The 24,159-nt window shown below is 60.5% G+C and carries 24 protein-coding genes and 1 pseudogene; 9 read left to right on the top strand and 16 right to left on the bottom strand.

Going from position 1 to position 24,159, the window contains the following annotated elements:
• The first annotated feature begins 177 nt into the window (after positions 1-177).
• The 4 genes from ACSQ3G_RS24185 (at position 178) to ACSQ3G_RS24170 (ending at position 4,078) form a co-directional block, all read left to right on the top strand.
• Complete coding sequence (locus ACSQ3G_RS24185) at positions 178-2,577, top strand: PAS domain-containing protein (protein ID WP_436112004.1); 2,400 nt, start codon at positions 178-180, stop codon at positions 2,575-2,577.
• Positions 2,574-2,936: a response regulator gene (locus ACSQ3G_RS24180; protein WP_105401495.1), complete on the top strand. Its 363-nt coding sequence runs from the start codon at positions 2,574-2,576 to the stop codon at positions 2,934-2,936. Before ACSQ3G_RS24185 ends, ACSQ3G_RS24180 begins: the two co-directional genes overlap by 4 nt.
• Before the next feature lie 289 nt (positions 2,937-3,225).
• A complete protein-coding gene (locus tag ACSQ3G_RS24175) occupies positions 3,226-3,750 on the top strand; it encodes a helix-turn-helix domain-containing protein (protein WP_436112003.1) in 525 nt (174 codons plus the stop codon).
• Between the two features lie 70 nt (positions 3,751-3,820).
• Positions 3,821-4,078 carry a hypothetical protein gene (locus tag ACSQ3G_RS24170; RefSeq protein ID WP_436112002.1) on the top strand — a complete coding sequence of 86 codons (258 nt, stop codon included), beginning with the start codon at positions 3,821-3,823 and terminating at the stop codon, positions 4,076-4,078.
• A gap of 181 nt (positions 4,079-4,259) precedes the next feature.
• On the opposite strand, the gene ACSQ3G_RS24165 is transcribed toward ACSQ3G_RS24170, so the two are convergent.
• Positions 4,260-4,646, bottom strand: a complete 387-nt coding sequence (locus tag ACSQ3G_RS24165; RefSeq protein ID WP_436112001.1) for a hypothetical protein — start codon at positions 4,644-4,646, stop codon at positions 4,260-4,262.
• Between the two features lie 61 nt (positions 4,647-4,707).
• Here ACSQ3G_RS24165 and ACSQ3G_RS24160 point away from each other — a divergent pair, with 61 nt between their 5' ends.
• Both ACSQ3G_RS24160 and ACSQ3G_RS24155 read left to right on the top strand, forming a co-directional pair.
• On the top strand, positions 4,708-4,974 hold the full coding sequence (locus ACSQ3G_RS24160; RefSeq protein ID WP_436112000.1) for a hypothetical protein: 267 nt from the start codon (positions 4,708-4,710) through the stop codon (positions 4,972-4,974).
• Positions 4,975-5,987: 1,013 nt separating this feature from the next.
• Positions 5,988-6,095: pseudogene (locus tag ACSQ3G_RS24155) on the top strand (AraC family transcriptional regulator); the annotation flags it as partial.
• Between the two features lie 96 nt (positions 6,096-6,191).
• On the opposite strand, the gene ACSQ3G_RS24150 reads toward ACSQ3G_RS24155, so the two are convergent.
• The 13 genes from ACSQ3G_RS24150 to dctP form a co-directional block, all read right to left on the bottom strand.
• Positions 6,192-6,911 (bottom strand): ABC transporter ATP-binding protein, encoded by a 720-nt coding sequence (locus ACSQ3G_RS24150; RefSeq protein ID WP_436111999.1) that lies wholly within the window; start codon positions 6,909-6,911, stop codon positions 6,192-6,194.
• The gene (locus tag ACSQ3G_RS24145) at positions 6,908-7,657 is read right to left on the bottom strand and encodes an ABC transporter ATP-binding protein (RefSeq protein WP_105401501.1); all 750 of its coding nucleotides are present in this window, start codon (positions 7,655-7,657) and stop codon (positions 6,908-6,910) included. The genes ACSQ3G_RS24150 and ACSQ3G_RS24145 overlap by 4 nt, the downstream gene beginning before the upstream one ends.
• Positions 7,657-8,694, bottom strand: coding sequence for a branched-chain amino acid ABC transporter permease (locus ACSQ3G_RS24140; protein ID WP_105420841.1), 1,038 nt, complete (start codon positions 8,692-8,694; stop codon positions 7,657-7,659). The genes ACSQ3G_RS24145 and ACSQ3G_RS24140 overlap by 1 nt, the downstream gene beginning before the upstream one ends.
• Complete coding sequence (locus tag ACSQ3G_RS24135) at positions 8,691-9,548, bottom strand: branched-chain amino acid ABC transporter permease (RefSeq protein WP_046605043.1); 858 nt, start codon at positions 9,546-9,548, stop codon at positions 8,691-8,693. Before ACSQ3G_RS24135 ends, ACSQ3G_RS24140 begins: the two co-directional genes overlap by 4 nt.
• Positions 9,549-9,794: 246 nt before the next feature.
• Positions 9,795-10,973, bottom strand: a complete 1,179-nt coding sequence (locus ACSQ3G_RS24130) for an ABC transporter substrate-binding protein (RefSeq protein ID WP_436111998.1) — start codon at positions 10,971-10,973, stop codon at positions 9,795-9,797.
• 283 nt (positions 10,974-11,256) lie between these two features.
• Positions 11,257-12,468, bottom strand: a complete 1,212-nt coding sequence (locus ACSQ3G_RS24125) for a LysR family transcriptional regulator (protein ID WP_436111997.1) — start codon at positions 12,466-12,468, stop codon at positions 11,257-11,259.
• 90 nt (positions 12,469-12,558) lie between these two features.
• Entirely contained in the window at positions 12,559-13,491 is a 933-nt protein-coding gene (locus tag ACSQ3G_RS24120) for an MYG1 family protein (protein WP_436111996.1), read from the bottom strand.
• 125 nt (positions 13,492-13,616) lie between these two features.
• Positions 13,617-14,099 (bottom strand): transcription elongation factor GreA, encoded by a 483-nt coding sequence (gene greA / locus ACSQ3G_RS24115; RefSeq protein ID WP_436111995.1) that lies wholly within the window; start codon positions 14,097-14,099, stop codon positions 13,617-13,619.
• A gap of 197 nt (positions 14,100-14,296) precedes the next feature.
• Positions 14,297-15,466 carry an ABC transporter substrate-binding protein gene (locus tag ACSQ3G_RS24110; protein ID WP_105401507.1) on the bottom strand — a complete coding sequence of 390 codons (1,170 nt, stop codon included), beginning with the start codon at positions 15,464-15,466 and terminating at the stop codon, positions 14,297-14,299.
• Positions 15,467-15,941: 475 nt separating this feature from the next.
• Complete coding sequence (locus ACSQ3G_RS24105; protein WP_436111994.1) at positions 15,942-16,382, bottom strand: type II 3-dehydroquinate dehydratase; 441 nt, start codon at positions 16,380-16,382, stop codon at positions 15,942-15,944.
• A gap of 4 nt (positions 16,383-16,386) precedes the next feature.
• Positions 16,387-17,688 carry a TRAP transporter large permease gene (locus ACSQ3G_RS24100; RefSeq protein WP_436111993.1) on the bottom strand — a complete coding sequence of 434 codons (1,302 nt, stop codon included), beginning with the start codon at positions 17,686-17,688 and terminating at the stop codon, positions 16,387-16,389.
• Positions 17,685-18,203: a TRAP transporter small permease gene (locus ACSQ3G_RS24095; RefSeq protein WP_255393255.1), complete on the bottom strand. Its 519-nt coding sequence runs from the start codon at positions 18,201-18,203 to the stop codon at positions 17,685-17,687. Before ACSQ3G_RS24095 ends, ACSQ3G_RS24100 begins: the two co-directional genes overlap by 4 nt.
• 98 nt (positions 18,204-18,301) lie before the next feature.
• Positions 18,302-19,285, bottom strand: a complete 984-nt coding sequence (gene dctP, locus ACSQ3G_RS24090; protein ID WP_046631907.1) for a TRAP transporter substrate-binding protein DctP — start codon at positions 19,283-19,285, stop codon at positions 18,302-18,304.
• A gap of 239 nt (positions 19,286-19,524) precedes the next feature.
• Here dctP and ACSQ3G_RS24085 point away from each other — a divergent pair, with 239 nt between their 5' ends.
• Positions 19,525-20,199: a GntR family transcriptional regulator gene (locus tag ACSQ3G_RS24085; protein WP_436111992.1), complete on the top strand. Its 675-nt coding sequence runs from the start codon at positions 19,525-19,527 to the stop codon at positions 20,197-20,199.
• 81 nt (positions 20,200-20,280) lie between these two features.
• Here the strand turns inward: ACSQ3G_RS24085 and ACSQ3G_RS24080 are convergent, their stop codons facing one another.
• Entirely contained in the window at positions 20,281-21,063 is a 783-nt protein-coding gene (locus ACSQ3G_RS24080; RefSeq protein ID WP_436111991.1) for a helix-turn-helix domain-containing protein, read from the bottom strand.
• A 119-nt stretch (positions 21,064-21,182) separates the two neighbouring features.
• On the opposite strand from ACSQ3G_RS24080, the gene ACSQ3G_RS24075 reads away from it, so the two are divergent.
• Positions 21,183-22,130 carry a DUF6282 family protein gene (locus ACSQ3G_RS24075; protein WP_436111990.1) on the top strand — a complete coding sequence of 316 codons (948 nt, stop codon included), beginning with the start codon at positions 21,183-21,185 and terminating at the stop codon, positions 22,128-22,130.
• A 26-nt stretch (positions 22,131-22,156) separates the two neighbouring features.
• On the top strand, positions 22,157-23,161 hold the full coding sequence (locus ACSQ3G_RS24070) for an NAD(P)H-quinone oxidoreductase (RefSeq protein WP_436111989.1): 1,005 nt from the start codon (positions 22,157-22,159) through the stop codon (positions 23,159-23,161).
• Positions 23,162-23,209: 48 nt separating this feature from the next.
• Here ACSQ3G_RS24070 and ACSQ3G_RS24065 read toward each other — a convergent pair whose 3' ends face one another.
• Positions 23,210-24,058: a cupin domain-containing protein gene (locus tag ACSQ3G_RS24065; protein ID WP_436111988.1), complete on the bottom strand. Its 849-nt coding sequence runs from the start codon at positions 24,056-24,058 to the stop codon at positions 23,210-23,212.
• Positions 24,059-24,159 lie beyond the last annotated feature (101 nt).

Raw genomic sequence — 24,159 nt, 5'->3', positions numbered from 1 at the left:
AAGCCACGATCACGTTTGGCGGTAAAACTGCTCCAGGGGTCACAGGGACGCGGCCGCTCGTGGCCACTGGCCACATAGTACCGGAAAATCGGTTTCACATTCGACCGGCTCAATTGGTGAATTGGTTGCGCAACAGGCGCACTTCAAAGGGGCGGCAGCCGGAAGCTGCTGGCTGACATGTCCGACTTGCTTAAAGCGGCGTCGGAGAACGACACACTCCGACGCTGCATGGAAAATTTGCTGACGATCACAACTCTTCCGGAAACCTGGACAGGGGAGAGCGCCGCTGACATCGGCAATTCCCTCCTGAACGCCTTGGCCGAGATACTTGATGTTGATTTTCTGTTCCTAAGAATAACACCGGGGAACGGCCAGCCGACCGTCGAGATCGCTCGGATCCCCGCCGGCGAAGGCTTCAGCCATGCTGCGGAACTGGGCGCCTTTCTCTCCCAAGGATTGGGCGACGTGGGCTCCGAGTGGCCGCAGTTTGCCAATCTACGGAGTGACAACGCCGAATACGTTACCGTACAGCAGTACCTCGGCATCCACCGTTCCATCGGCGTGCTCGTGGCGGGGTCGCGACAGACCTCCTTTCCGAGCGAGCAGGACAGACTCGTACTTCATGTAGCCGCCAATCAGGTCGCCGGCGTTCTGAGCGAAGTACTTCGGCTTGGTTTGGATGCTTCAGGAGCGGCCGTAAAGGCTCACAACAGGATTGTCGACGCTATCCCGGTAATGGCGTGGTCCACTCTTCCAGATGGCACCGCGGATTTTTTCAATGGGCATTTCCTGTCATACCTCGGAGTGACGACCGAGCAGGCTTCCGGATGGGGATGGGCCGCTGCCCTTCACCCCGATGACGCGGAAAGTCTGAAGGCGGTATGGATCGAAATGTTGGCATCGGGACGAGCAGGCGAGGCCGAGGCCCGCCTACGCCGATGGGACGGGGAGTACAGGTGGTTCCTCTTTCGAGCGAACCCTCTCTTCGCGGACGACGCTTCAATTGCTCGGTGGTACGGAACCAATACCGACATTGACGATCGCAAGCGTGCCGAAGAGGGCTTGCGGCGCAGCGCCGCGTTTCTGGCACAGGGCCAACGGCTGACAGAAACAGGAAGCGTATGGTGGAGGCCAGCGACAGAGGAAATTGTCTGGTCCGACGAGGCCTATCGTGTTGCCGGCTATCCCACCACACAAATTCCCACCGTTGATTTGATGCTCGGCCGTTGCCATCCAGAAGATCTGCCGCAGGTAAGCAGTCTGGTCATGCGGGCCATGCAAGATGGCGAGGACATGGAACTTGAGCATCGGCTGCTCATGCCCGACGGGAAAGTTAAATACGTCTACGTCGTTCTGCAAAACATCGGATCGGATCCGAGCGATCCGGAGTTCATCGGCGCCGTTTCCGACATAACGGACCGGAAGATCGCCGAGGAGCGGCTCCGACGAAGCGAGGTCCTGTTGGCGGAAGGGCAGAGGATCAGTCGAACAGGGACGTTTTCCTGGAAAGTCGATACGGACGAAATTACCTTCTCCAAGGAACTCAACAGGATCTTTGGCTTCGAGCCGGAGACAGTGGTGGACTTCAACAAAATTACCGAAAGGGTCTTTGAAGAGGATCTTCCCCTACTCGCCAAAAAGATGGCCGACGTTCGGCAGGGAGGAGACAACCCGGACTATGAAATCCGGCTGTTTGTAGGCGGCCAAGTAAAACATGTCAGAGTGGTCGGCCGGATTGTTCGGCTTTTCGACGACACCACGGAGTGTGTCGGAGCCATCCAAGACGTCTCGGCACAGCGTGTGGCCGAGCTTGCGCGGGACAAGCTGCGCACGGAACTCGCGCAAGTCGCCAGAGTCATGAGCCTAGGAAGGATGGCGGCGTCCATTGCGCACGAGGTCAACCAGCCACTGTCCGGAATCATTACCAATGCCAACACGTCTCTTCGGATGTTGTCTGCGACTCCGCCCAATATCCAAGGAGCGATTGAAACGGCGAGACGAACAATTCGCGATGCTAACCGTGCCGCTGAAGTGATTGCGAGGCTAAGGAGATTGTTCAAACGGGGCGTTACCGTCGTCGAACCGGTTGACCTCAACGAAGCGGCTCGGGAGGTCATCAGCCTTCTTTCGAACGATATGCAACGCGGGCGGATCTCTGTCGATGTTGAACTTTCGGCGGCGTTGCCCCTTGTCGCAGGAGATCGCGTACAACTTCAGCAGGTCATAATGAACTTCCTACGCAATTCGATCGATGCCATGGCCGGCGTCTCTCCGGGATCGCGAAACATCGCCGTGCGCACGGCGCCTGTGGGCACCAAAGAGGTGCACCTGACCGTGGAGGACACTGGTGCAGGTCTCGGAACAACTGACATCGCAAGGTTGTTCGACGAGTTCCATACGACCAAACTCGACGGTACTGGGATCGGCCTCTCCGTCAGCCGTTCGATCATTGAGGGGCATGGTGGGGCAATCTGGGCCGAGCGGAATCCTGCAGGTGGCGCAATTTTCGGTTTTTCATTGCCGATTCAAGCCTCAAGCGATGACCCCGCCGCCGGTGCCGAGGCCGATCATCCATGAAAAAAGCACTCATTTCGGTCGTTGATGACGACGAGTCTGTCAGAGAAGCGCTCCCTGACTTGATACGGATATTTGGCTTTGAGGTACGAGCTTTCGCTTCGGCCATCGAGTTCCTGGGATCCGAGTGGATGTCAAAAACCGATTGCCTGATCCTCGACATAGCAATGCCGGGAATGTCTGGACCCGAACTCCAGGAAGAGCTGCTTCGACGCGGTGAAACGATTCCAATCATATTCATCACGGCGCATAAGGATGAAAATGAACGACCGCCGCTTCTTGAAGGCGGAGCGGTTGCCTGCCTATTCAAGCCATTCAGCGATGTGGCGCTTCAGGAAGCGTTGGAGAAAGTGTTCAGCTAGAGCCTTTCTGCCTGCTCTGCGGGCATCCGGCGACATCGTCGGCTTCATCCTAGCCAACATCCTTGGCACTAAACGAAAACATTCGCCGGAGTGCGTGCTCGGTGGACCGTCAGGCGTCGGCGTGGCCTTCGGCGCGTGAGCTACTTCTGCCTGATTAGGCGCGGAGTGCTCTGCCATTGCCCGACTCCTGGCGGACACCTACCCAATGGTATGGGGGACACGGTCGTATAATAGAAAACCGCCCGTGTCGGTGAGAGCCTCAGCGCATTCCAAATCAGGAGACCGCGCCATGTCATCTCTTTCACTCTCGGGAACACGTCGAAATTGGACCTTGCCACGCACGGTCAATACAGCCGGGCTGCAAAAGACCTCCCCCGCCATACCTTTCATCGACGGAATTCGTCCACTCACGACAGTTGCGGAACCCAGACTCGTCAAAGGAGGGCTCGCACCTTGGCAGTTCCGGAACGTCATCGCATATGTCGAGTTGAATATTTCGAGTCAGATCAAGGTCGAAGCACTCGCTGGCATCTGCCGCCTGAGCGGTAGCCATTTCGCACGCTCGTTCAAGGCGAGTTTCGGAGAAACTCCATACAACTACATCCTGAGCAAGCGCATCGAGATGTCCCAGATACTGATGCTGCAGTCGAATGACGCCTTGGCCCAGATTTCGCTGAGCTGCGGCTTCGCCGATCAAGCGCACTTCTGCAACTTGTTTCGGCGCTTCATGGGATGCACTCCCACGGAGTGGCGCAGCCTCCACCGATCCGCCGACCAGATTGCCTGCAGCGACATCCTTCACCTCCGCAACTGAGCACCGGCATCCGAGGGGGCTTAGGGTTGCGCTGCAGCCTCATTCACTCTTCTCGAAAGGGAGAAGGACCATGAAACTACGCGTCTTTGCCGCCCTGATCGGGTCGGCGATTGCAAGCTTCGCCCATCCTGCAGGAGCGCTCGAACCGATCCCAGGCAGCATCACCTACGGGGGCCAACCGAGGACTAAATTGGTAAAGGCTCCCATCGGAAGCACCGTCACGCATCAGTTTTATAACGACGCAGGGCAAGAGGTGCACGAGGTCTACCGGCTCGACGAAAACCGAAACCTACAACTGATAGGACGCCGAGTCAGCGATACGGACTAATGGGGAGCCGATCAAACGCCGGTGGCAACCACAGCCAAAATGCCACGAGCGGCCTCACATACCAACCCATAGTACATGATCGAAAGTACCCACATCTTCCAAGAATTATATTTTAGCGAGCAAAGAAACAGTTGAATTGTTCAATAGCTTCTTTTTGTTCCGCATAAACTACTAACGTTACTCAAAAAACCGACACTCGTCTGCGATTTACTTCAATCGGCAGCAGATGGTTAGAAGCCAAATGCGGTCCCACGTCCAGGCGAACCCGCAGAAATCGAGCTTCGTCAACCAAAGAAGGAAAAAGATCATGACCCTCCGCAAAATCGCTCTGGTACTCGCGCTGGTAACCACCACACCGTCTTTCAGCTCTGCGACCGAAAATGGAGCGGAACACCACCAAGCGCCTGCCACACACGACACGATACTCGTTGACGAGATCCCCACCAGCATCAACTCCACGGCGCATACAAATCCCGTAATGGAGCATCCGCGCCAGCCGACTACCCGTGACAATCGCGAAATCAGCGACGATGAGCGGTAGGTCCGGTTTGATCAATTGCCAGTTCATTCAAAACATCGATCGGCAAGGTCGCGCTTAAATCCGATCAGTCGAGCAAAGGAATCCAAGTATGAAAAGCCTAATGATTTCTGTAGTGGCCTTGGCCACGTTGACCCTCCTCCCCACCGGTACCTTCGCCGAAGATGGCGAGTATTACGAAGGAATCCTACCGCCCGACGCTGGCGAACGGTGGGGATCAACCGATCGGCTGCATACCGGCTCTACGACGCGTTACGGTATGCCCTCGCCCTTCGATCATCATCCGACGCTCAACACCACGACGCGCGGGCTCATTAACAGTGGTGACTACTATGAGGGTGCGGAACGTCCGGACTAAAAGTCACAATCGATTGAGAAGAAAAACGCAACGAGATGCGCGAAATGGAGCAACAACGTCAGAAAGCCCATCGATCTTTCGGGGGCGTTCGCCTTCATAAGGACTGGACTGGGAGAGGCATCTCGGTTCCGCGCGACGCGGCCTCACTCCTGGCTTCGCGCCGAAGTAGAACCGAGAACTGACCGTAAGAACGATCAGCGCATGCCTCTCGAACACGGGCGGATAAAGCAGCATATCGAATCGTGGATGATGGCGCCGCGACCTCGATCTGCGGCGCAGTAGGATCTAAAACGGGTTGGCCTAGTGATCTGCACTCCCTATGCGGCGCTGGAGCCTAAACAGGCGCTCTTCCCGCCTCCGCAAAGGACAAACATTCGATCCGCTCGTACGATCTCGTATTGATCCAACATCTCGTGGGGGACGCCCATCAGCCGCTCCAAACGACCGCTCCTTTACGTGCGCCCGTCCGCAGGGCGGTTCTGCGGGCAATGAGTTGATGGGACCAGGGGACCTAGGGCCCGGCGACAGAGAGCGCTACAGCGGTTCCGATACCGGATCACTCCCGCGTGATGGCACAATTCGATCCGGATCCCTGACAAGCAAGTCCGGCTGCCCCAAGAGCTGAAAAAACGGCACCCCTCCTGCACCGCCTGAAGGACTCGCTCGGTCCTTGACCGTTATTTGGCTCGCATGCCTTCGCTGAATCCTTGCTCTAATTGTTGACAACGCTTTTCAAATGAAGCCACGCTCGAATTCATGGATTCGACATCGGATATTATGAATGCGTTGCGCGCCGCACGGGCGCTGTTGGACCTCAGCCAGGAAGAGCTCGCGGTGGCTGCAGTCGTTGGAAATCGCTAAATCACCGCCCGGCGTCCTTCGCCCGGCGAGCCAAGGGACTGATAATGAAGTCCTTTCGCCGATTCCGGGCGGATTCGCGCAACGACGGCGCCAGATGTCGGCCTTGCAGAGGCGAAAATGGTGGGCCCGGAGGGACTCGAACCCCCAAACCAAGCGGTTATGAGCCGAGGGATTTCCCTCTCTACTGCCAACGCCTCGCCTTCTTCCGCGAGGTACCGGAGCATGAGACGGTCGCGGAGCTGCTCCTGCCGTTGAAATAATACCGCCGGACGCCGGCCTGTCCCTTTTGATCGCCAGAAGCGGACAGGCCGTTGTCCGCCCCGATCTCGGTCATTCCACCTTTATAAGCGCGCGGCCTAATGCGGTGCACCCTTCTCCACGGTCAGATGCTTTCCGAGGATATCCTCGTTGGCGAGCAGGTCGGCGCTGGTACCCTGGTAGACGATCGCGCCGCGATCGAGGATGACGGCGTCGTCGGAAAGCGGCAGCACCTTGCGGGCCTTCTGCTCGATGATGATGGCCGACATGCCCTCGCCCTGGGTGATGCGCTGGATCGCCGAAAGCAGTTCGTCGACGATGATGGGCGCAAGGCCTTCGGTCGGCTCGTCGAGGAGAAGCAGTTTCGGATTGACCATCAGCGCCCGCCCGACCGCCAGCATCTGCTGTTCGCCACCAGAGAGCTGGTTGCCGAGATTCTTGCGGCGCTCCTTGAGGCGCGGAAACATCGTATAGACCCGTTCCAGCGTCCAGACGCCCGGGCGCGCGATCGCCGTCATGTTCTCCTCGACGGTCAGCGACTTGAAGATATTGCGCTCCTGCGGCACCCAGCCGATGCCTGCCGCGGCACGCCTGTCGGCGCGCAGTTTCGTCACATCGCGTCCCATCAGGTGGATCGAGCCCGAATGATGGGTGGTGACGCCGGCGAGCGTATTGACGAAAGTGGTCTTGCCGGTGCCGTTGCGGCCGAGCAACGCCAGCGTCTTGCCCTCTTCGATCGTCAGGCTGATGCCGGCGAGAACGCTTGCCTCGCCATAACCCGCGACCAGTTTTTCGGTGACCAGAACCGGGGGACTCATGCGTTTTCTCCAAGATAAACGGCCTTGACACGCGGATCGCTGGAGATTTCCGCAACCGTTCCTTCGACAAAGACCGCGCCCGCCACCAGAACCGAAATCCGGTTGGCGAACGAGAAGACCAGGTCCATGTCGTGCTCGATCAGCAGCACGGTGACGTCGGCGGGAAGGTCCGAGACGATCTGCAGCACTTCGTGCCGCTCGTCCTCCGGCACGCCGGCGGCTGGTTCGTCGAGCAGCAGGACGCGCGGCTTCGACGCAAAGGCCAGCGCGATCTCAAGCAGGCGCTGCTTGCCGTAGGGCAGGATCACCGTGCGCTCGCCCATCACGGAGGCAAGGCCGAAGCGCGCCAGCAGGTCTGCCGCCTCGTCGACGACCTTGCCGTAACCGGCGACCGACCGCCACAGATTGTGACCGACGCCTTCGCGCTCGGCGATCGCCAGCGTCACGGTTTCGAGCGGGGTGAACTCGTTGAACAACTGGTTGATCTGGAAGGTGCGAGTGAGCCCGCGCTTGACCCGCCGGAACGAGGCCATCGAGGTGATGTCCTCGCCTTCGAGGAAAACCTGGCCTTCCGACGGCGGCAAGACGCCGGTCAGAAGGTTGATCAGCGTCGTCTTGCCGGCGCCGTTCGGGCCGATCAGCGCATGGCGAGCGCCACGTTCCACCTTCAGGCTAACGTCATTGGTGGCGAGGAAGGCACCGAAGCGGCGCACCAGGTGCCTGGTTTCGAGAACGATCTCGCTCATCAGCGGTCCTCCTTCTTCGAGAGGCGCTCGGGCAGGTATTCGACCCAGCGCGACAGCCGGTCACGGCCGATCAGCACCAGGATGACGAGCAGCAGGCCAATATAGAACATCCAGTATTGCGGCGTGATCACCGACAGCCAGTCCTTGACCAGCGTGAACAGGATCGCGCCGAAGATGCCGCCATAGAGATAACCCGTGCCGCCGATGACGAGCACGAGCAGAACGTCGGCCGAGCGATGGAAGGCGAGCACGTCGGGCGAAACGAAGGCGGTCGTCTGGGTGAGCAGCGCCCCGGCCATGCCGGCAAACACCGCCGCGATCGTATAGGCGGTGACGATGCGCTTGCGGCCAGGCACGGCGACCATGGCAGAGCGCATCGAATTGCCCTTGATCGCCTTCAGCGACAGGCCGAAGGGCGAAAAGGCAATGCGGCGCATGATCATCGTGCCGATGAAGAGAACACCAACGCAATAGAGATAACCGACCTTGCCGAACAGGTCGAACTCGAACATGCCGAGGATCGGGCCCGGCGAAAAACCGGAAAGCCCGTCGGCGCCGCCGGTCAGCCAGGCCATCTGGTTGGCGACTTCCGCCATCATCAGGCCGATGCCGAGCGTGGTCATCAGGCGGGTGAGATCGGAACCGCGCAGGATGAGGAAGCTGGTGAGCAGGCCAAGCACGCCGGAGGCGACGCCCGCGACGATCAGCCCGGTCACCGGTTCGGCGAAATAATGCTGCGCCATCAGGCCCGCCACATAGGCGCCGAGGCCGAAGAAGGCGGTGTGGCCGAGTGAGACGATGCCGGCGAAACCGAGCACCAGGTCGAGCGACACCGCAAACAGCGCCAGGATGGCGATCTCGGTGAGGATCAGCATCTTCGACGGCAGCAGGAAGTAAGCGGCGATCGCCGCGATCCAGACGATGATCTCGTAGAAGCGGATGCGGCTTCTACGCTTCATCAGCTTGGCAGCGCGGGCCTCGGCTGCAGCAGTGGAGGAATTTGCGGACACGGTGGTTTCCTGCGGAAGAACGCTCATCGGCCGCCCCTTGAGAACAGGCCGTTCGGCCGTACGATCAGCATGACGATCATCAGCGCGTAGATGACGAAGGGACCGATCGCCGGCACGTAATATTTGCCTGCCACGTCGGCAATGCCGAGCAGCAGGGCGGCAAGGAACGGGCCGGAAACGGTGGACGTGCCGCCGACGGAGACGACGATGAGGAAGTAGATCATGAATTTCAGCGGGAAGTTCGGATCAAGCCCGAGGATTTCCGCGCCCATCGCCCCGCCGAGACCGGCAAGGCCCGAACCGAAGGCGAAGGTCAGCGCAAAAACCAGCGGCACGTTGATGCCGAGGCCCATGGCGACGCGCCGGTCGTCGACCGCGGCGCGCAGCCGGCTGCCGAAGCGGGTCTTCGAGAGGATGAGCTGCAGCGCTAGCGCAAGTGCCGCGCAGACGATGATGGTGAAGAGCCGGTAGCGGCCGACGCCGACGCCGAACACGTCCATACGGCCGGAGAGTTCCGGCGGCAGGTTGATCAGCTGCTGCTGGCCGCCCATGAAATAGTCGGTCGCTGCAATCGCCATGAAGACGATGCCGATCGAGAAGAGCACCTGGTCCAGATGCGGCGCCTGGTAGAGCCACTGGTAGAGCGTCCGCTCCAGCACGAGGCCTATCAGCGCCGAAACGATGAAGGCCGCCGGCAGGCACCAATAGAAGGAGATGCCGTAGCGGTTCATCATCACCACGGTCACGTAGCCGCCGGCCATGGCAAACGCGCCATGCGCCAGGTTGATGAAGTTCATCAGACCGAGCGTCACCGTCAGCCCGCAGGCCAGAATGAAAAGCAGCATGCCGTAGGCGATGCCGTCGAACAGGATTGTCAGCATGTAACTCTTCTCTGCGAGGCCCTGCTGCGAGCGATGATGTTGCCTGGCATTGTCGCCGGGAAAACGAAGAGGCTCAAGTGCCTTGACCTTCTTGTTACGAACCTGCCCCTCATCCGCCTGCCGGCACCTTCTCCGCGTCAAGCCGGGGAGAAGGGATGCCGCGCCGGTTGCGGTCCCCCCTCGCCCCGTTTACGGGGAGAGGGGGCGCCGAGCGAAGCGGAGGCGGAGTGAGGGCTATCCTTGCCCTTACTTGGCGTCTGCCTTTTCCGGATCCTTGAGATCCTTGAACGTCTGGAACTCGACGTTCTGCAGCTCGCCGTTCACGTCCTTGACCTCGCGCATGTAGATGTTCTGGATGATGTCGCGGGTTTCCGGATCGATCGAGACGGGACCACGCGGGCTCGTCCAGGAGAGGCCCTTGACGGCTGCCATGAAGGCCGGGCCGGTGGCATCGCCCTTGGTCTTTTCGAGCGCTGCGTAGATCAGCGCCATGCCGTCGAAACCGCCGACCGACATGAAGTTCGGGCGCATGTCGGCATTGGCCTTCTTGAAGGCGGCGACATAGGCCTTGTTTTCCGGGCTGTCATGCGCGGTCGCGTAAAAATGGCCGGTGATGGTGCCGATTGCCGGCTTGCCCATCGAGTTGAGGATATCGTCGTCGGTGACGTCGCCGGTCGCGATCAGCTTGATGCCGGCATCGGCGAGGCCACGGTCGGCGAACTGTTTCATGAACAGCGAACCGGCACCCGAAGGCAGGAAGACGAATACGGCATCGGGCTTGGCGTCACGGACGCGCTGCAGGAAGGGCGCGAAATCCGGGTTGGCGAGCGGTACGCGGACGGCTTCGACGATCTCGCCGCCCTTGGCCTTGAATTCCTTGGTGAACCATTTTTCGGCATCGATGCCCGGACCGTAGTCGGAAACGAGCGTCACCACCTTCTTGATCTTGTTGGCGGCAGCCCAAGTGCCGACCGGCAGCGAATACTGCGGCAGGGTGCCCGAAGTGCGGGTGATGTATTCCGACGCCTTGGTGATCGAAGCCGTGCCGGCTGCCATGACCACCGAGGGGATTTTCGCCTGGGTCGCAACCGGGGCGACCGCCATGGCGAGCGGCGTCAGGCCGAAGCCTGCCAGAACCTTGGCGCCGTCGTTGACCACCAGTTCCTGGGCAATGCGGCGGGTCTGGTCGGCCGTGCCGGCGTCGTCGCGAATGACGAGTTCGATCTTCTTGCCGGCGACCGTGTCGCCCTTCATCGCCATGAAGGTCTTGACGCCGGCCGAAACCTGACGGCCGGTCGATGCAAACGGACCGGTCATCGGCAGGATGAGGCCGATCTTGATGGTTTCCTGGGCGGCTGCCGGAATGGCAGCAAGGCAGCTGAGCGCTACGCCCGCCGCTGCCATGAGCATTCTTCTGTTCAGCATGTATTTCCTCCTCCGAGTGCAGAATTTTCTTATGGAGACCTTGCGGACTTCAGCCCAGGCCCGCCAAAACCGGTAGCCTATATCGTTGACTGCCGATACGTCAGTCAACGGATCGAGATACTTCGACGTCCCACCACTTTCAACTTTTCGTCAACCTCCATGGGCCTCGACACGGCGATCCCCGTGCCAACACCAGTCTCTCCACCTGCCTGGCACATTTGCACCTTAGCCCGGCCGCGTCGCCACGCTCAATCAGTTCATCTGCCGGACTCATAAGTTATGGTTATAGCGGTCGATCGGACCAAGTGGGCAGAAGCTCCAGGAACGCCTGCTGCGCGGCCGTCGGCAGCCAGTCCCTTCTCGTCGTCACTCCAATCGGCCGCGATGTGTGGCTGAGGTCGAAAGGCAGCGCCCGCATCAGCCCGCGGGCGATCTCCGCTTCCGCCTGGAGACGGGACGTGCAGCCGAGATGGTCGCTGGAATCGAGGAGCTCGCGCATCAGGATCAGCGAGCCGGTCTCGACGATGCTCTTCGGCGACCCGCTTGGCGAACCGGCAAAGACGCTGTCGAAATACCGGCGCATCGGCGTGCCGCTCTGATTGACGACCCAGGGGAATGCGGCAAGCTCCTCGACCGTCAGCGCCTCACGGCCGGCCAGCGGATGTGCCTGCCCCGAAACCATGACCACCGTGTCGTGGAACAGCACCTTCTGCTCCACATCGCCGATCGGCGCCGGCTCCCGAAGCGCACCGAGCATGAAATCCACCTCGCCACGGCGGAGAGCGCCCAGCAGGTCCGGGTAAGGGCCCTCCTGGATCTGGATCGGCAGGTTCGGCCGGATCTTGCGGAAACCCGCGATCGCCTTCGGCAGCACATAGGATTTTGCAAGCGGCGTCGCGCCGATGACGATCTGGCCGATCTCGGCCGCCGTCAGTTCCGCAAGGTCGGCATCCGCCTGTTCGAGCTCGACGAAGGCGAGCCTTGCCGCCTGAGCGAGCGCATGAGCCGCACGCGTGGCGACGATGCCATAGGACGTCCGTTCGAACAGCGGACGCGCAGCCTCCTCCTCGAGCTGACTGACGGCGCGATAGACCGCCGGCTGGCTGAGGCCCAGGCGGCTCGCGGCCAGCGTAAAATTCTCGGTTTCGCGGACCGCGATCAGCGATTTCAACTGCGCGGTCGTCGCCGTCACCCGCAATCGCGGCGACAGTTCCGACAAGGCGGGATCAAGATATCCGAAGGCGCGCTTGATGCGCAGCGCCAGGATTTCGCCGGCGCCATTGGCAAAAATCCGCTGAGGCGTGCGAGAAAACAGCGGCAGGCCGGCGGTCTTTTCGATCTTCGAGAGCGCCTGGGTGACCGCCGGCTGGGAGACGAAGCAGAGTTCCGCCGCCCTGGTCACAGAGCCTGTATCGACGACCGCGAGGAACGCCCTCAGATGCCTGAGGCTGTGATGCAGGATGGTGGATGCCGATGCGGGCCGCGAAGAACTCATGATGGGTTCTTCTAGCACATCTGTCTGACGCCGAAAGCGGAAGCCCAGCCCCAACAGACCTCCCCGGTTGCCGCCGTTCCTTGACGCCTTTTACTTGGTCCCGTTGGCGACAGCTTCCCTCACCGCGAGCTCTGCCATGGCGAAAGCGGCCTCGCGGGTCCTGGCGGCGGCGATGAACCGCCCATTATGGCAGAAGCTGGCGCCTTCGACGCCGCAGACTGCCTCGAGATCCCGATCGGTCAGGCCTGCCCAGGCCGCCGGCAGATCGGCGCGCACCTCGAAACCTTCATCCGCACGGCGGATGGTGGTGAGGCACCAGTCCTTGTCGCGCGGGTGAACGACGAACAACAGATGATCGGCGCCTGCCTTGATGATCGCCGGGCGGAATGGCATTCCCACCGGCAATTCCAGAATGCGCCCTTCACCCGTATCCACGATTGCCTGGTGCACGAGCGCCTCGGCCCGCAGTTTCGCAGCGCTCTGGGCAATCCGTGCTTCGACGAAACTGCGGGCAACGGCGAGTGCCGTGTGAAAGCTGCGGTTTTCTGCTTCCGGATCCTTTTCGTCGAACACGGGTTTCAGGGTTTCCAGGAGGGCTGGCAGAGTGAGCCCAGCCAGCGGTCCCGCAATCGAGGGGCTGAGCGCGCCATTGTCCATCAGATCGATCGGAAGCACGAAGCTCCCATCGAAAGAAGCGTGCAAAGTCTCGATATGAGCCCCGGGAAGGCCCAGGGCTGCAAGGTAGTCACGGCCATAGTGCTTCCAGACCAATCCGAACGAGCTGTAAGGCTGGCCATCGTCGCGCAGCGGCGCGCCGCGCTGGTGGTGATCGAAGACCTGCGCCGCAGCGTCATAGGCGCCGCCGACGTCATAGATGATGCGGTCGGCACCGGACGTGATCCATTCGGGCGCCCGGCTGCGAACGATCCGAGCCTTTGGGAAAAGCCGGGTCAGGACAACGCTCGACAGCAGTTCGTCGGCATGGAAGCCACCCGAATGGGTGACGAGAAAATCTGGGGTCATGCCGGGATGCGCCTTGTGGTTCGCTGAAGGTCGGTTTGCACTCAGCACCTGATAACCATTGCCGGACGCGTGCTCAACCCGTCATTCACCCGTTTGAACACGGATACAGCGGCTATATGAGCATTTCAGGAGATTGCGAGGATCTCCAGCTCCTGATCGCCGACGCTGACGACATCTCCGACGGCCTTGCCCACAAGCAGCCTTGCGACCGGCGAAACGAAGGAAATCGATCCGGCCTTGGGGTCCGCTTCATCCTCTCCGACGATCCGGTAGGTCTGGACGCGCCCATCGTCGCGGCTGAAGGTCACGGTGCTGCCAAAGGCGACATTCTCGAACGACGTCGGATCTGGAACAAGCTGGGCTGTGTGAGCTCTCGCTGCAAAATACCGCACATCGCGCAACGGATTTGCCTGCTGCCGCCGCCGTTCATTGACGTCCTCGATCGCGCTTGCCGCGCCATAGGCCTCTCGCGCCTGCGCAAGCTGCGATTCCAAGGCCTTCAGCCCCGCCTCCGTCACAAGGTTCGGATGCGGCGAAATCGGACGATCCGGCAGCAGGGTTTCCGAAGCGGTTTCGGAACTCTCTTCCTTGGTGAAGGCAACACTCAATCTCAAACTCCGTCTGGTAAGGCGCCCTCGCAGCGCATGGAGCGCCTGGTCCGCCCGTTTGTCGGCCCATGCATACGACAACAACGGAAGAACCGCCAATCTCGATCCACCGGCCCCGATCCACGTTCTACGTAGACCCGAAACCAAAAATGGCGGACCGAGGTCCGCCATTCCCATGTCGAAAGTTCCATCCCGCCTTACTTGGCGTTCGGGTCCTTGATCTTCGGGAAGGTCGCGAATTCGACGTTGTAGAGTTCGCCGTTCACTTCCTTGACTTCGCGCATGTAGATGTCCTGCACGATATCGCGGGTGGCCGGATCGATGGTGATCGGGCCGCGCGGGCTTACCCAAGTGGCACCCTTCATGGCTTCGATGAGCTTGGTACCGTCGGTATCGCCATTGGTCTTCTTCAGCGCCAAATAGGCGAGCGTCATGGCATCATAACCGCCGACGCCCATGAAGTTCGGGCGCATGTTCTTGGCGGCCTTCTTCACCTGGGCGACGAAAGCCTTGTTTTCCGGGCTGTCGTGCAGGGCCGAGTAGAAATGGCCGGTGATGACGCCCTTGGCGACCGCGCCCATGCCGTTCAGCAGGTCGTCGTCGGTGACGTCGCCGGTGGCAATCAGCTTGATGCCGGCGTCGGCAAGGCCGCGGTCGACATACTGCTTCATGAACTGCGCACCGATGCCGGCCGGTACGAAAACGAAGACTGCGTCAGGCTTGGCGTCACGGACGCGCTGCAGGAAGGGGGCGAAATCCGGGTTCGCCAGCGGAACGCGGATCGCCTCGACGATGGTGCCGCCGTCTTTCTTGAACTGGTTGGTGAAACCCTGCTCGATATCGATCCCCGGACCGTAATCGGAGACCAGCGTCACCACCTTTTTCAGGTTGTTCTGCACCGCCCAGGTGGCCACCGGCACGGCGGACTGCGGGCCGCCCATCGAGGTGCGGACGTAATACTGCGACTGCGGCATGATCGCCGAGGTCGTTGCCGAGGTGATGATCGCCGGGATCTTCGCCTGGTTGAGAACCGGCGCAACCGACATGGCAAGCGGCGTCAGGCCGAAGCCCATCAGCATCTTGGCGCCGTCATTGACGACGAGCTCCTGGGCGATGCGGCGGGTTTGGTCGGCGACGCCGCCGTCGTCGCGCAGCACGACTTCGATCTTCTTGCCGGCGACGGTATCGCCGTTCAGCGCCATATAGGCCTTCACGCCCGCCTCGACCTGACGGCCGGTGGACGCGAACGGGCCGGTCATCGGCAGGATAAGGCCGATCTTGACCGTTTCCTGCGCGGATGCCGGAATGGCAACGAGGCCGCCCATGGCAAGACCGGCCGCAGCCATCAATGTTCTTCTGGTAATCATTCTCTTCCTCCTCAAAGACGAACTGTTCTCAAAGCTCCCGGTGACAGACCGCATCCTCCTAGCGGCGTCCGGCCCGTCACAGCCTGTCGGATATATCGGGGACATCGCGATCAACAGTCAACGGGCGCGATAGTTTGGCGCCCGACTATTTACCGCGTTCGTTAGCCGACTGAACGTAGCCAGAAGTTTTCCGAGAGCTGGGCCTGGATTTTGCAAATCCGTGTATACAAACCCCGCCTCTTGCGTCGCGCTTTGCCAAAAACCGCTGCTGGAAACGACCAACTTCGGCCCGAACATCGAAACCGCAAGAAAAACGGGGCTAAAAAGGAATGCCATACAGCTATCAAGAAAACCGCCGGCCTGCTGCTCCCCCTCATCGCCGTTATACCAGCAATAAATCTGTATACATTGCCTGTCAATATTAGCCTTTGGGCCGAGAGTGTTATTTACCCGAAGGCGAGCCGCTCGACCGGGGCTATCGTCTCTTCTCTTCGATCAGTCGTTCCAGGGCCTTCACCGCCAGCGGATATCCTGTAGCCCCGAGGCCGGCCATCACCGTCGTCGCCGTCATGGAGACGTAGGAGTTGTGATAGATCTGTTCACGGCGATGGATGTTGCTGATGTGAAACTCGATGATCGGCCCGGTGAACATCTTCAACGCATCGAGGAGCGCCAGCGACGTGAAGGTGAACGCGGCAGGGTTGATGATGATCCCCGCACCCTCGTCGATCGCCTCATGCACCCAGTCGATCAGCTTTTCCTCGCTGTTGGTCTGGCGGAATTCGACCGGGCGTTCGCCCGCCGCCTCCCGGCACCACGCCTCCACTTCGCCAAGCGTCGTGGTGCCGTAGATTTCCGGCTCGCGTTTCCCGAGCCGATTGAGGTTCGGACCGTTGAGAATATAGATCGGTTTCATCGGTTTACCCCTGATAACCCATTAGGCGCGGAAGCCAGAGGACGACGTCCGGCACGAAAGTGATGATGACCAGGCTGACCACCATCCAGAAAATGAAGGGTGCCGCGTCCTTGATGATGTCCTTCACCGGCACACCGGAAATGTTCGTCATGATGAAGAGCAGCAGCCCGTAAGGCGGCGTGACAAGGCCGAGCATGATGTTGACGACCACCACGACCCCGAAATGCACCATGTCGATGCCGAGCGCCTGGGCGGTCGGAATGAAGACGGGCACGATGATCAGGAGGATCGCCGTGCCTTCGAGCACGCAGCCGAGCAGAAGCAGCAGGATGTTGACGAGGATGAGAAAGCCGGTGGGCGTCAGGTCCCAGCTGGTCAACAGCACCCGGAGCGTGTCCGGGATATTTTCGATCGTCACGACATAGTTGAAGACCAGGGAACCGGCGATCAACATGCCGATCGACGCCGTCGACTTGGCGCTGAGCAACAGCGAATCGTAGAAGGCTCCGAAGCTGATGCTCCGGTAGATGACCAGCGAGATGACCAGCGCATAGGCGGCGGCGAGCGCGGCGGCTTCGGTCGGGGTCGTAATACCTGAATAGATGCAGCCGAGCAGCACGACCGGCATCATCAAGGCCGGGAAGGCCCGCCAGGTGATGCGGGGAATATCCCGCAGCGGCACCGGATCTTCGACCGGGAAATTTTTGCGCCGCGCGGTGATCGCCACCTGCATCATCTGCAGGCCGGCCATCAGCAGGCCAGGCACCATCCCTGCGAGGAAGAGGTAGCCGATCGAGGCATCCGACACGAGCGCATAGATGACCATCGGGATCGAGGGTGGAATGATCGGACCGATGACGGAGGTGACGGCCGTCAGCGCCGCGGCATAGCTTGGCGTATAGCGCCCGTCGCGCGTCATCATGTTCTGCATCATCCGGCCGCTGCCGGCGGCGTCGGCGATCGCCGACCCTGACATGCCGGCGAAAATGATGCTCTGCACCACATTGACCTGCGCCAGTCCGCCACGGAAGCGGCCGACCAGCACGTTGCAGAACGCCAGCAGCCGTTCGGTCATCGAACCGATATTCATGAACTCTGCGGCCAGCACGAAGAGCGGTACCGAAAGGATGACGTAGTTCGAATACATGCCGTTCAGGAACTGTTCGGCCACCGTGCCCATGTCCGCCCCGGCGAGGAGCAGGTAGAGGATCGAGCCGCACATCATGGAAAGGCCGATCGGCAGGCCAAGGAAGGCGAGCGCCGTGATGACGACGAGCGCGATCGAAAAGGGGCTTGTGAGGTTCATACGCCCGAGCCCGCCTTGGTGGGATCAAAGGCTTCGGGCGCCCTGCCGCGAACCGCGAGCACCCCGAGCCAGATGTAACGCACGATCATCGCAACAGCGAAGACGATGTAGATGGAATAGAGGTAATCGAAGCGGATCTTCAAATAGGCGGTGCTTTCCACCTTCATGAAGGTCACGTAATCGATCACCGCCGGCAGGGATATGCCGAACAGGACGACGAGCGCGATGGCGCAGATGATCTGCATCACCCGCCGCGCCCTATCGCCGGCGCCAGCCCAGAAGAAGTCGAAGCGGATCTCCTCCACTTCCCGCACCACGAAGGCTGCGCCAAACAGCACGATCCAGATCCACAACACGACGCTGATCTCGTTGGTCCAGCCAACCGACAGGTTCAGGATGTAGCGGAAGACGATCTGCAGAACGAAGGCGACAAACATCCCGAGCAGCATCAGTGCCAGGAGATTTTCGGCGCGGCGCCGCAGCCAGCCGCCGGCAGCGATAAGTTTCGAATTCATTTACCCCCTCCCCCGGAGGTTCGGCCACCAGGCCGGGCGTTTGACCGCTCCGGCCTGCCGCCGCATTTGTGAGGAGCCCGCCCATGGGCGGGCTATTTTCAGATTGCCGCAACCTTTTCGAGGACACCTTTCGGCCAGGACTTGGCAAGATCGGAGGCCAGGTATTTCTCCTGGGCAAATTTGCGGAAGGCGGCGATGTCCGGCTCGTAAATATTGAGGCCGGCCTTCTTAAATTCGTCGACCAGCGTCTTCTCCTGCGCAAGGTGCTGGTCCTCGCTCCACTTCATCGCCTTGTCGGCGGCTGCCTGGAAGGACTTCTGCTGATCGGCGCTCATGCCTTTCCAGATCTTGCTGGAAATGGTGAGCAGATCGTAGCCGATGAGGTGCGAGGTCATGACGATCTGCGACATGACTTCATAGAACTTCATGTTCTTGACGTTCGGCAGCGGATTGTCCTGGCCGTCGATCGCGCCGGTCTGCAGACCGGTATAGACTTCGGCATAGGCCATCGGCGTGGGGTTGGCCCCGAGCGCGGCGCCGAGGAACTGCCATGCATCGCCACCCGGCATGCGCAGCTTGATGCCCGCCATGTCCGCGGGCGTGGTGATCTTCTTGTTCGGCTTCAAACCGATCTGCCGGGCGCCGAAATAGGTCGGGCCGAGAATATGAACGCCGAGTTTTTCGTCGGCCATCTTCTTGAATTCCGCGCCGGCCTCGCTCTGGAAGAACTTGGTCACATGCTGCGCGTCGCGGAACAGATAGGCCGAGGTGAGCACCGACCATTCCGGAATCTGGTTGGAAATGTCCTGCGGGGCGATATTGCCCATCTGCAGATTGCCGCGCTGGATGGCGACGAGCTCGGTTCCCTGTTTGAAGAGGTTGCCGCCGTAATAAGGCTCCAGCTTGTACGAGCCGGCGATCGCCTCGGCGAACATCTTGGTCATCTGGGCGCGAATATCCTGTTCGGAAAATACCGCGGAAAACTTCAGGACCGGCTTGTCCTGTGCCAGCGCCGGCACGGACAGGGCGGCGGTTGCCAATGTGGCGCCGAGAAAGTGTCGGCGGGTCAGATCGAATGTCATGGGCTGGTTCCTCCTCCTCACGGCGCGCCGCTTACCTGCGACGAAGCCTCCCTTGTGCAGGCCATTCCTCCCGAGAACGTCGCACCTTTGTATTGTACGAAATAGTTCGTATAAGTCAATTCTCTCTTTGTCTGACTTCCCGGTCTTTCAGGCTGAGATCGCAAATCATCATATTAAAGGCGTTCTGCCCTGTATTTTTCTCTTCATCAGCTATATACGAACTGCTCAAAGGGGGAAACATGCTGAAATCAGGAAAAGAGGCAGCCGAGACGATCGGCGAGACCGTGTTTCGGCGAATACGCCAGGATATCATTTCCGGCGCACTGCCCCCTGGTTCCAAAATCAGGCTGGAACAGACCAAGGAGCGTTATTCCGTCAGCGTCTCGACGCTCAGGGAAATATTGAGCCGGCTCACCACGGAGAACCTCGTTGTCGCCGAAGGGCAGCGTGGGTTCGAGGTGAGCCCTGCGTCCCGGCAGGAACTCCTGGAACTGGCAGACCTTCGCATCCTGCTCGAAAGCCATGCGATCGGCCTCTCCTTCGCAACGGGAGATCTCGACTGGGAAGCGCGGATCGTCGCGGCGCATCACAAGCTTTCGGCGATCGAGCGGCAGCTTCTCGAAGGCGACGCCTCACGCACCGTCGATTGGGTACGTTACGATTGGGAATTTCATCAGGCTCTCGTCTCAGCCTGCAATTCCGAGACGCTGATGGCGACGCTCTCATCCGTCTTCGACCGCTTCCTGCGTTACCATCTGCTGGCCGAAAGTTTTCGCGGCAAGCCGGTCGTGGACGACCACCGGAGGCTTTTCGAGCTTGCCATGAAACGGGATGTCGGCGGCGCTCGGGATATACTGACGCGGCATGTCCGCAACGGCACCGAACATGTTCTGACAAGCGGCCGTATCCGCTGATATGGCTGCAGGTCGGCAGCAGGTCTTGCTGAGACAGTCCAACAGCCTTTTGGTCTCGGTCCGGCAGAAAGCCTCAGCGGATCAAGTGGCAAAACTGTTGGAGAGGCGGTCCAGATCTTCCGAGATCGCAGATGCGGCCGACTGCAGGATAGGAGCGTAGCGTTCGCAAGCTTCCCGTTCCGAGCCGAAGGCCGACTTGAAGTAGGTCAGTCCTATGCTCGCCAGGACCCGTCCGCCCTGACCGATGATGGGAACGCCGATGGTATTGGAGTTCTTTGGCTCCACGAGAGACGACCGGGTGGCATAGCCGTCTCGATGGACCTTGCTGACAACCCGCTTCAGTTCGGCCGGATGATGACTGAGCGCATTCTCCGGATCGTCCGACCTTTTCAGCACGTCGATGATCAGGTCGAATTCATCCTTGTCGAGGAAGGCAAGGTAAGCGAGGCCCAGTCCGCGCGTAAGCAGACAGAGACGTTTGTTGACCGTACTGTGAAACGGCGAAATAAAGCTGTCCGGCACCGTGCTGAAGCGCACCACCATCCCGTCATAGTCCGGCAGGGCTATCGCTATCGGCCATTTGTGCTTGCGGGTCATTGCGATGGCCCAGGCGCGTCCTGCTTCCACGACTAGCGGTCCCTTGTGAAAGCCGGAGCTCAAGGACGTCACCAGCGCGCTGACCTGATAGCCCCCCTGCCGCGTATCATTTTCCACATATCCGGCTTCCTCGAGCGTCCGCAGGATACGAACGAGAGTAGGTTTCGGAAGCTTTGTCCGGGCATGCAGTTGGGCAATTGTATTGATTGGGTGAAGGTTCAGCTCTTGCAGAACATTCATCGCGCGTTCGATTGCTCGAATGCCCATGGATCCTCCTCCCGTAGAATCTAGATGGCTGTTTCGACTAGCGAAATGCCGGGGATGATAGGTTGTCGCGGTCTGGAGTCAAGCTTTAGGGAGGTTCAGGATGCAAGCAGGAGATTGTCATGGCTTCGGCAGACGATGTGAACCGCAATAGACAGGAAGTCAGAAGGCTTATCGCCGGTGTCGACGATGAATTGGCCAGCAGGTTGCTGCGTGGCGCAGTCGATCTTCACGTTCACTCCGGTCCCTCGACGATGCCCCGGAAACTCGACCACATGGAGGCCGCCGAAGAGGCTGCAGCGGCGGGTATGCGCGGGCTTCTGTTCAAGGACCATCACTACTCGGTCGCGCCGGTGATCCCGATGATGGAGCGGCTGTTCGGAGACCGTGGCCTGTCGATGTTCAGCGGCCTCGTGCTCAACAACTCGACGGGGGGATTGAACCCGTTCGTTGTCGATGCCCAGCTGAAAATGGGCGCAAAGCTGATCTGGATGCCAACTGCACAGGCAGCCAACCACATCCGCAGCGCGCATCGCAAGACGCGGCTTGCTTCAAATGTCCAGCTTAGACATTCGCCGGCGCTGACGCCTGTCGATGCCTATGGGAACATTTTGGACGAGGTGAAGCAGATTCTCGACATGATTGCGGAGTTCGACGCCATTCTGTCCTCCGGGCATCTGCATGTCTGGGAAATCTGGAAGCTTTTCGATGAAGCGCGGGCCCGCGGCGTCAAGCGTCTGCTCGTCAATCATCCGATGTACGGGCTGCACTTCACGCCCGACGACGTTCGCGACCTGGCTCAACTGGGCGCCCTCATCGAACAGTCCGCCGGCCTCTATGTCGATTCCCGCTTCAACACCTATACGCCGGAAGAATTCAAGGAACACATCCTGGCTGCGGGCGTCGAACATTCCTCGATCGGCTCGGATCTCGGGCAGGTCGACAATCCCACGCCGGTGGAAGGCATGCGCCAGGCGATCAAGCTCTGCCTGGCATTGGGTTTCAGCGAAACGGAGGTGCGGACCATGGTTGCAGATAATCCGGCCAAGCTGGTCGGATTGCCGACGTGACCATTCCATTCCGCTGACCCAGCCACATGCAAGTCATCGAGATCGAGCGCCCGGGCGGGCCTGAAGTTCTTCGGATCATTGAACGCCCGCGGCCGCGGCCGCAGGCCGGAGAAGTGCTGATCCGTGTCGTCGCGGCCGGGGTCAATCGGCCGGATGTCCAGCAGCGGCGCGGTCTCTATCCACCGCCACCAGGCGCCTCCGAAATCCCCGGTCTCGACGTTGCCGGGGTCATCGACGACGTCGGTGAAGGCGTAGACGGGCTTCGGGCAGGAGACCTGGTCTGCGCACTCGTCAACGGCGGCGGTTATGCGGAGTTCTGCGTGGCGCCGGCCGTGCAATGCATGCCGATCCCGAAGGGACTGAGCTTTATCGAGGCTGCTTCGCTTCCGGAAGTCTTCTTCACGGCCTGGAACAACCTGATCTGGCTGGCGCGACTGGAATATAGGGAGACCCTGCTGATCCAGGGCGGCACCAGCGGGGTTGGGATGGCCGGCATCCAGATCGCCACGCAGCTTCGAGGTGCAACCGTTTTTGCGACCGCCGGCACCGACGAGAAGCGAGCGGTCTGCGAGGCTGTTGGCGCGCAAGCCGCGGTCGATTATCGCGATGCCTGGGACGAACACATCCGCGACCTGACCGGCGGTGAAGGGGTCGATGTCATCCTGGACGGGCAAGCCGGAACCGAAACGCAGCGCCAGCTGGACCTCTTGAAAGATGACGGCCGGCTCGTCTTCATCGCCAGCCATCAAGGCAGCATGGCGCAGGTGAACATCCGCACGCTGGTTCGCCGACGGCTGACGATCACCGGATCGACGCTGAGACCAAGGCCACCCTCCTACAAGGGACGGCTTGCGAAAGACCTGGTCGACCACGTTTGGCCGTTGCTCGAGGACGGCCGCATAGTCACCCGCATTCATCGGGTCGTCCCATTCGGGCAAGTGCGGGAGGCTCATCGCATCCTCGACGAAAACCGCCAGATCGGCAAAGTTGTCCTCGCCGTCGATCCGGCGCTTGCCCATACCGTTCCATAGCCGCCGCCGACACCTGAGACCCGGAGCCGACGGCGAGCCGATCGGTCGTCAGGCCTGCGGCATCGGGTAGTCGTCCGCGTTGAGGACCCAGCCCGGCTTTTGCGAAAAATCCATCCGCGGCGGCGCGAAGATGTCCACCAGTTGATTGACGCCGGTGGATTCAGCGGTTGTCGTGTGGATCGCGGGCGGCGGGATAACGCAGATCGACGGCGATTCGCAGTAGAGGTGCTCGTCCTCCCGCCAGATGTTCATGTTCGTAGTCCAGGGCCAGCGCAGATGATGCGTAAAGGAACCGCTTACCGCCAGCGAGCACTGCTCGAAATCGTCGTGATGGTGCGGGGACACCTTGTCCCGCTCGCGAGGACCGATGCGCGGCGACAGATAGTTGATCATGAACGTCGTGCAGCGGTAGATGCGCCCGAACCGGGACGGATCGTCCGGAACCTCCAGCGTATACCACTTCAACCTCAGCCCGCCGGGCGGCTCGGGCCAGGCTTCGAAGGGGGGAACATTGGGATGCGCGCCGAGGAAGGCATCCGCGTTCGAAGCGGCGCGAGCCAAGTCCTCCGACTTCGGGGAAAAAAGGCGAACGATGCTGCCGCCCGTCGACACCCGGATGGAGCTGTCGCCCGGCGGCACGAAGGCGACGGAATAGCCCGGAACGACGGTGGTTCCCTCCGCGGTGGTGATTTCGACCGAAGTCTCCTTGTCGGGAATGATCAAGGCATATTCATCGGGCTGCGACCGGCGTGAGAAGATGCCGCCCTCTTTCGCGTTGCTGTATGCGACGACGAAGTTCTGCCCGCGGCTGATCCATGTGTCGCCGTTGGCATCGGCGATCTGGGGCGCGGTTTCGTAGAACAGGGCAAGCTGCGAGCCGAAATAGCTGTTGTGCACCTTCGTGCCGCTCGGTTTTGCAGCGTTGGACAGATTGGATCGTGGGTCACTCTGAACGTACATTGGCATCTCCGCTTTTTTGCCAGAATTGCTGGCGCCGT

Origin of the sequence: Neorhizobium tomejilense (assembly GCF_964254135.1) — a bacterium.
In the GTDB taxonomy this organism is placed as follows: domain Bacteria; phylum Pseudomonadota; class Alphaproteobacteria; order Rhizobiales; family Rhizobiaceae; genus Neorhizobium; species Neorhizobium tomejilense.
Note: the sequence above shows the minus strand (reverse complement) of the source record. Positions and strands in the feature narration are given on the sequence as shown.

Coding starts and splice junctions, on each gene's coding strand:
- ACSQ3G_RS24185 (WP_436112004.1), top strand. CDS start 178: ATGTCCGACTTGCTTAAAGCGGCGTCGGAGAACGACACACTCCGACGC.
- ACSQ3G_RS24135 (WP_046605043.1), bottom strand. CDS start 9,548: ATGCTGACAATCCTGTTCGACGGCATCGCCTACGGCATGCTGCTTTTC.
- ACSQ3G_RS24180 (WP_105401495.1), top strand. CDS start 2,574: ATGAAAAAAGCACTCATTTCGGTCGTTGATGACGACGAGTCTGTCAGA.
- ACSQ3G_RS24130 (WP_436111998.1), bottom strand. CDS start 10,973: ATGCTGAACAGAAGAATGCTCATGGCAGCGGCGGGCGTAGCGCTCAGC.
- ACSQ3G_RS24105 (WP_436111994.1), bottom strand. CDS start 16,382: ATGAAACCGATCTATATTCTCAACGGTCCGAACCTCAATCGGCTCGGG.
- ACSQ3G_RS24140 (WP_105420841.1), bottom strand. CDS start 8,694: ATGAGCGTTCTTCCGCAGGAAACCACCGTGTCCGCAAATTCCTCCACT.
- ACSQ3G_RS24095 (WP_255393255.1), bottom strand. CDS start 18,203: ATGAATTCGAAACTTATCGCTGCCGGCGGCTGGCTGCGGCGCCGCGCC.
- ACSQ3G_RS24070 (WP_436111989.1), top strand. CDS start 22,157: ATGCAAGTCATCGAGATCGAGCGCCCGGGCGGGCCTGAAGTTCTTCGG.
- ACSQ3G_RS24080 (WP_436111991.1), bottom strand. CDS start 21,063: ATGGGCATTCGAGCAATCGAACGCGCGATGAATGTTCTGCAAGAGCTG.
- ACSQ3G_RS24175 (WP_436112003.1), top strand. CDS start 3,226: ATGTCATCTCTTTCACTCTCGGGAACACGTCGAAATTGGACCTTGCCA.
- ACSQ3G_RS24110 (WP_105401507.1), bottom strand. CDS start 15,466: ATGATTACCAGAAGAACATTGATGGCTGCGGCCGGTCTTGCCATGGGC.
- ACSQ3G_RS24075 (WP_436111990.1), top strand. CDS start 21,183: ATGGCTTCGGCAGACGATGTGAACCGCAATAGACAGGAAGTCAGAAGG.
- ACSQ3G_RS24170 (WP_436112002.1), top strand. CDS start 3,821: ATGAAACTACGCGTCTTTGCCGCCCTGATCGGGTCGGCGATTGCAAGC.
- ACSQ3G_RS24145 (WP_105401501.1), bottom strand. CDS start 7,657: ATGAGCGAGATCGTTCTCGAAACCAGGCACCTGGTGCGCCGCTTCGGT.
- ACSQ3G_RS24150 (WP_436111999.1), bottom strand. CDS start 6,911: ATGAGTCCCCCGGTTCTGGTCACCGAAAAACTGGTCGCGGGTTATGGC.
- ACSQ3G_RS24085 (WP_436111992.1), top strand. CDS start 19,525: ATGCTGAAATCAGGAAAAGAGGCAGCCGAGACGATCGGCGAGACCGTG.
- dctP (WP_046631907.1), bottom strand. CDS start 19,285: ATGACATTCGATCTGACCCGCCGACACTTTCTCGGCGCCACATTGGCA.
- ACSQ3G_RS24165 (WP_436112001.1), bottom strand. CDS start 4,646: ATGAACTGGCAATTGATCAAACCGGACCTACCGCTCATCGTCGCTGAT.
- ACSQ3G_RS24100 (WP_436111993.1), bottom strand. CDS start 17,688: ATGAACCTCACAAGCCCCTTTTCGATCGCGCTCGTCGTCATCACGGCG.
- ACSQ3G_RS24120 (WP_436111996.1), bottom strand. CDS start 13,491: ATGACCCCAGATTTTCTCGTCACCCATTCGGGTGGCTTCCATGCCGAC.
- ACSQ3G_RS24160 (WP_436112000.1), top strand. CDS start 4,708: ATGAAAAGCCTAATGATTTCTGTAGTGGCCTTGGCCACGTTGACCCTC.
- ACSQ3G_RS24125 (WP_436111997.1), bottom strand. CDS start 12,468: ATGAGTTCTTCGCGGCCCGCATCGGCATCCACCATCCTGCATCACAGC.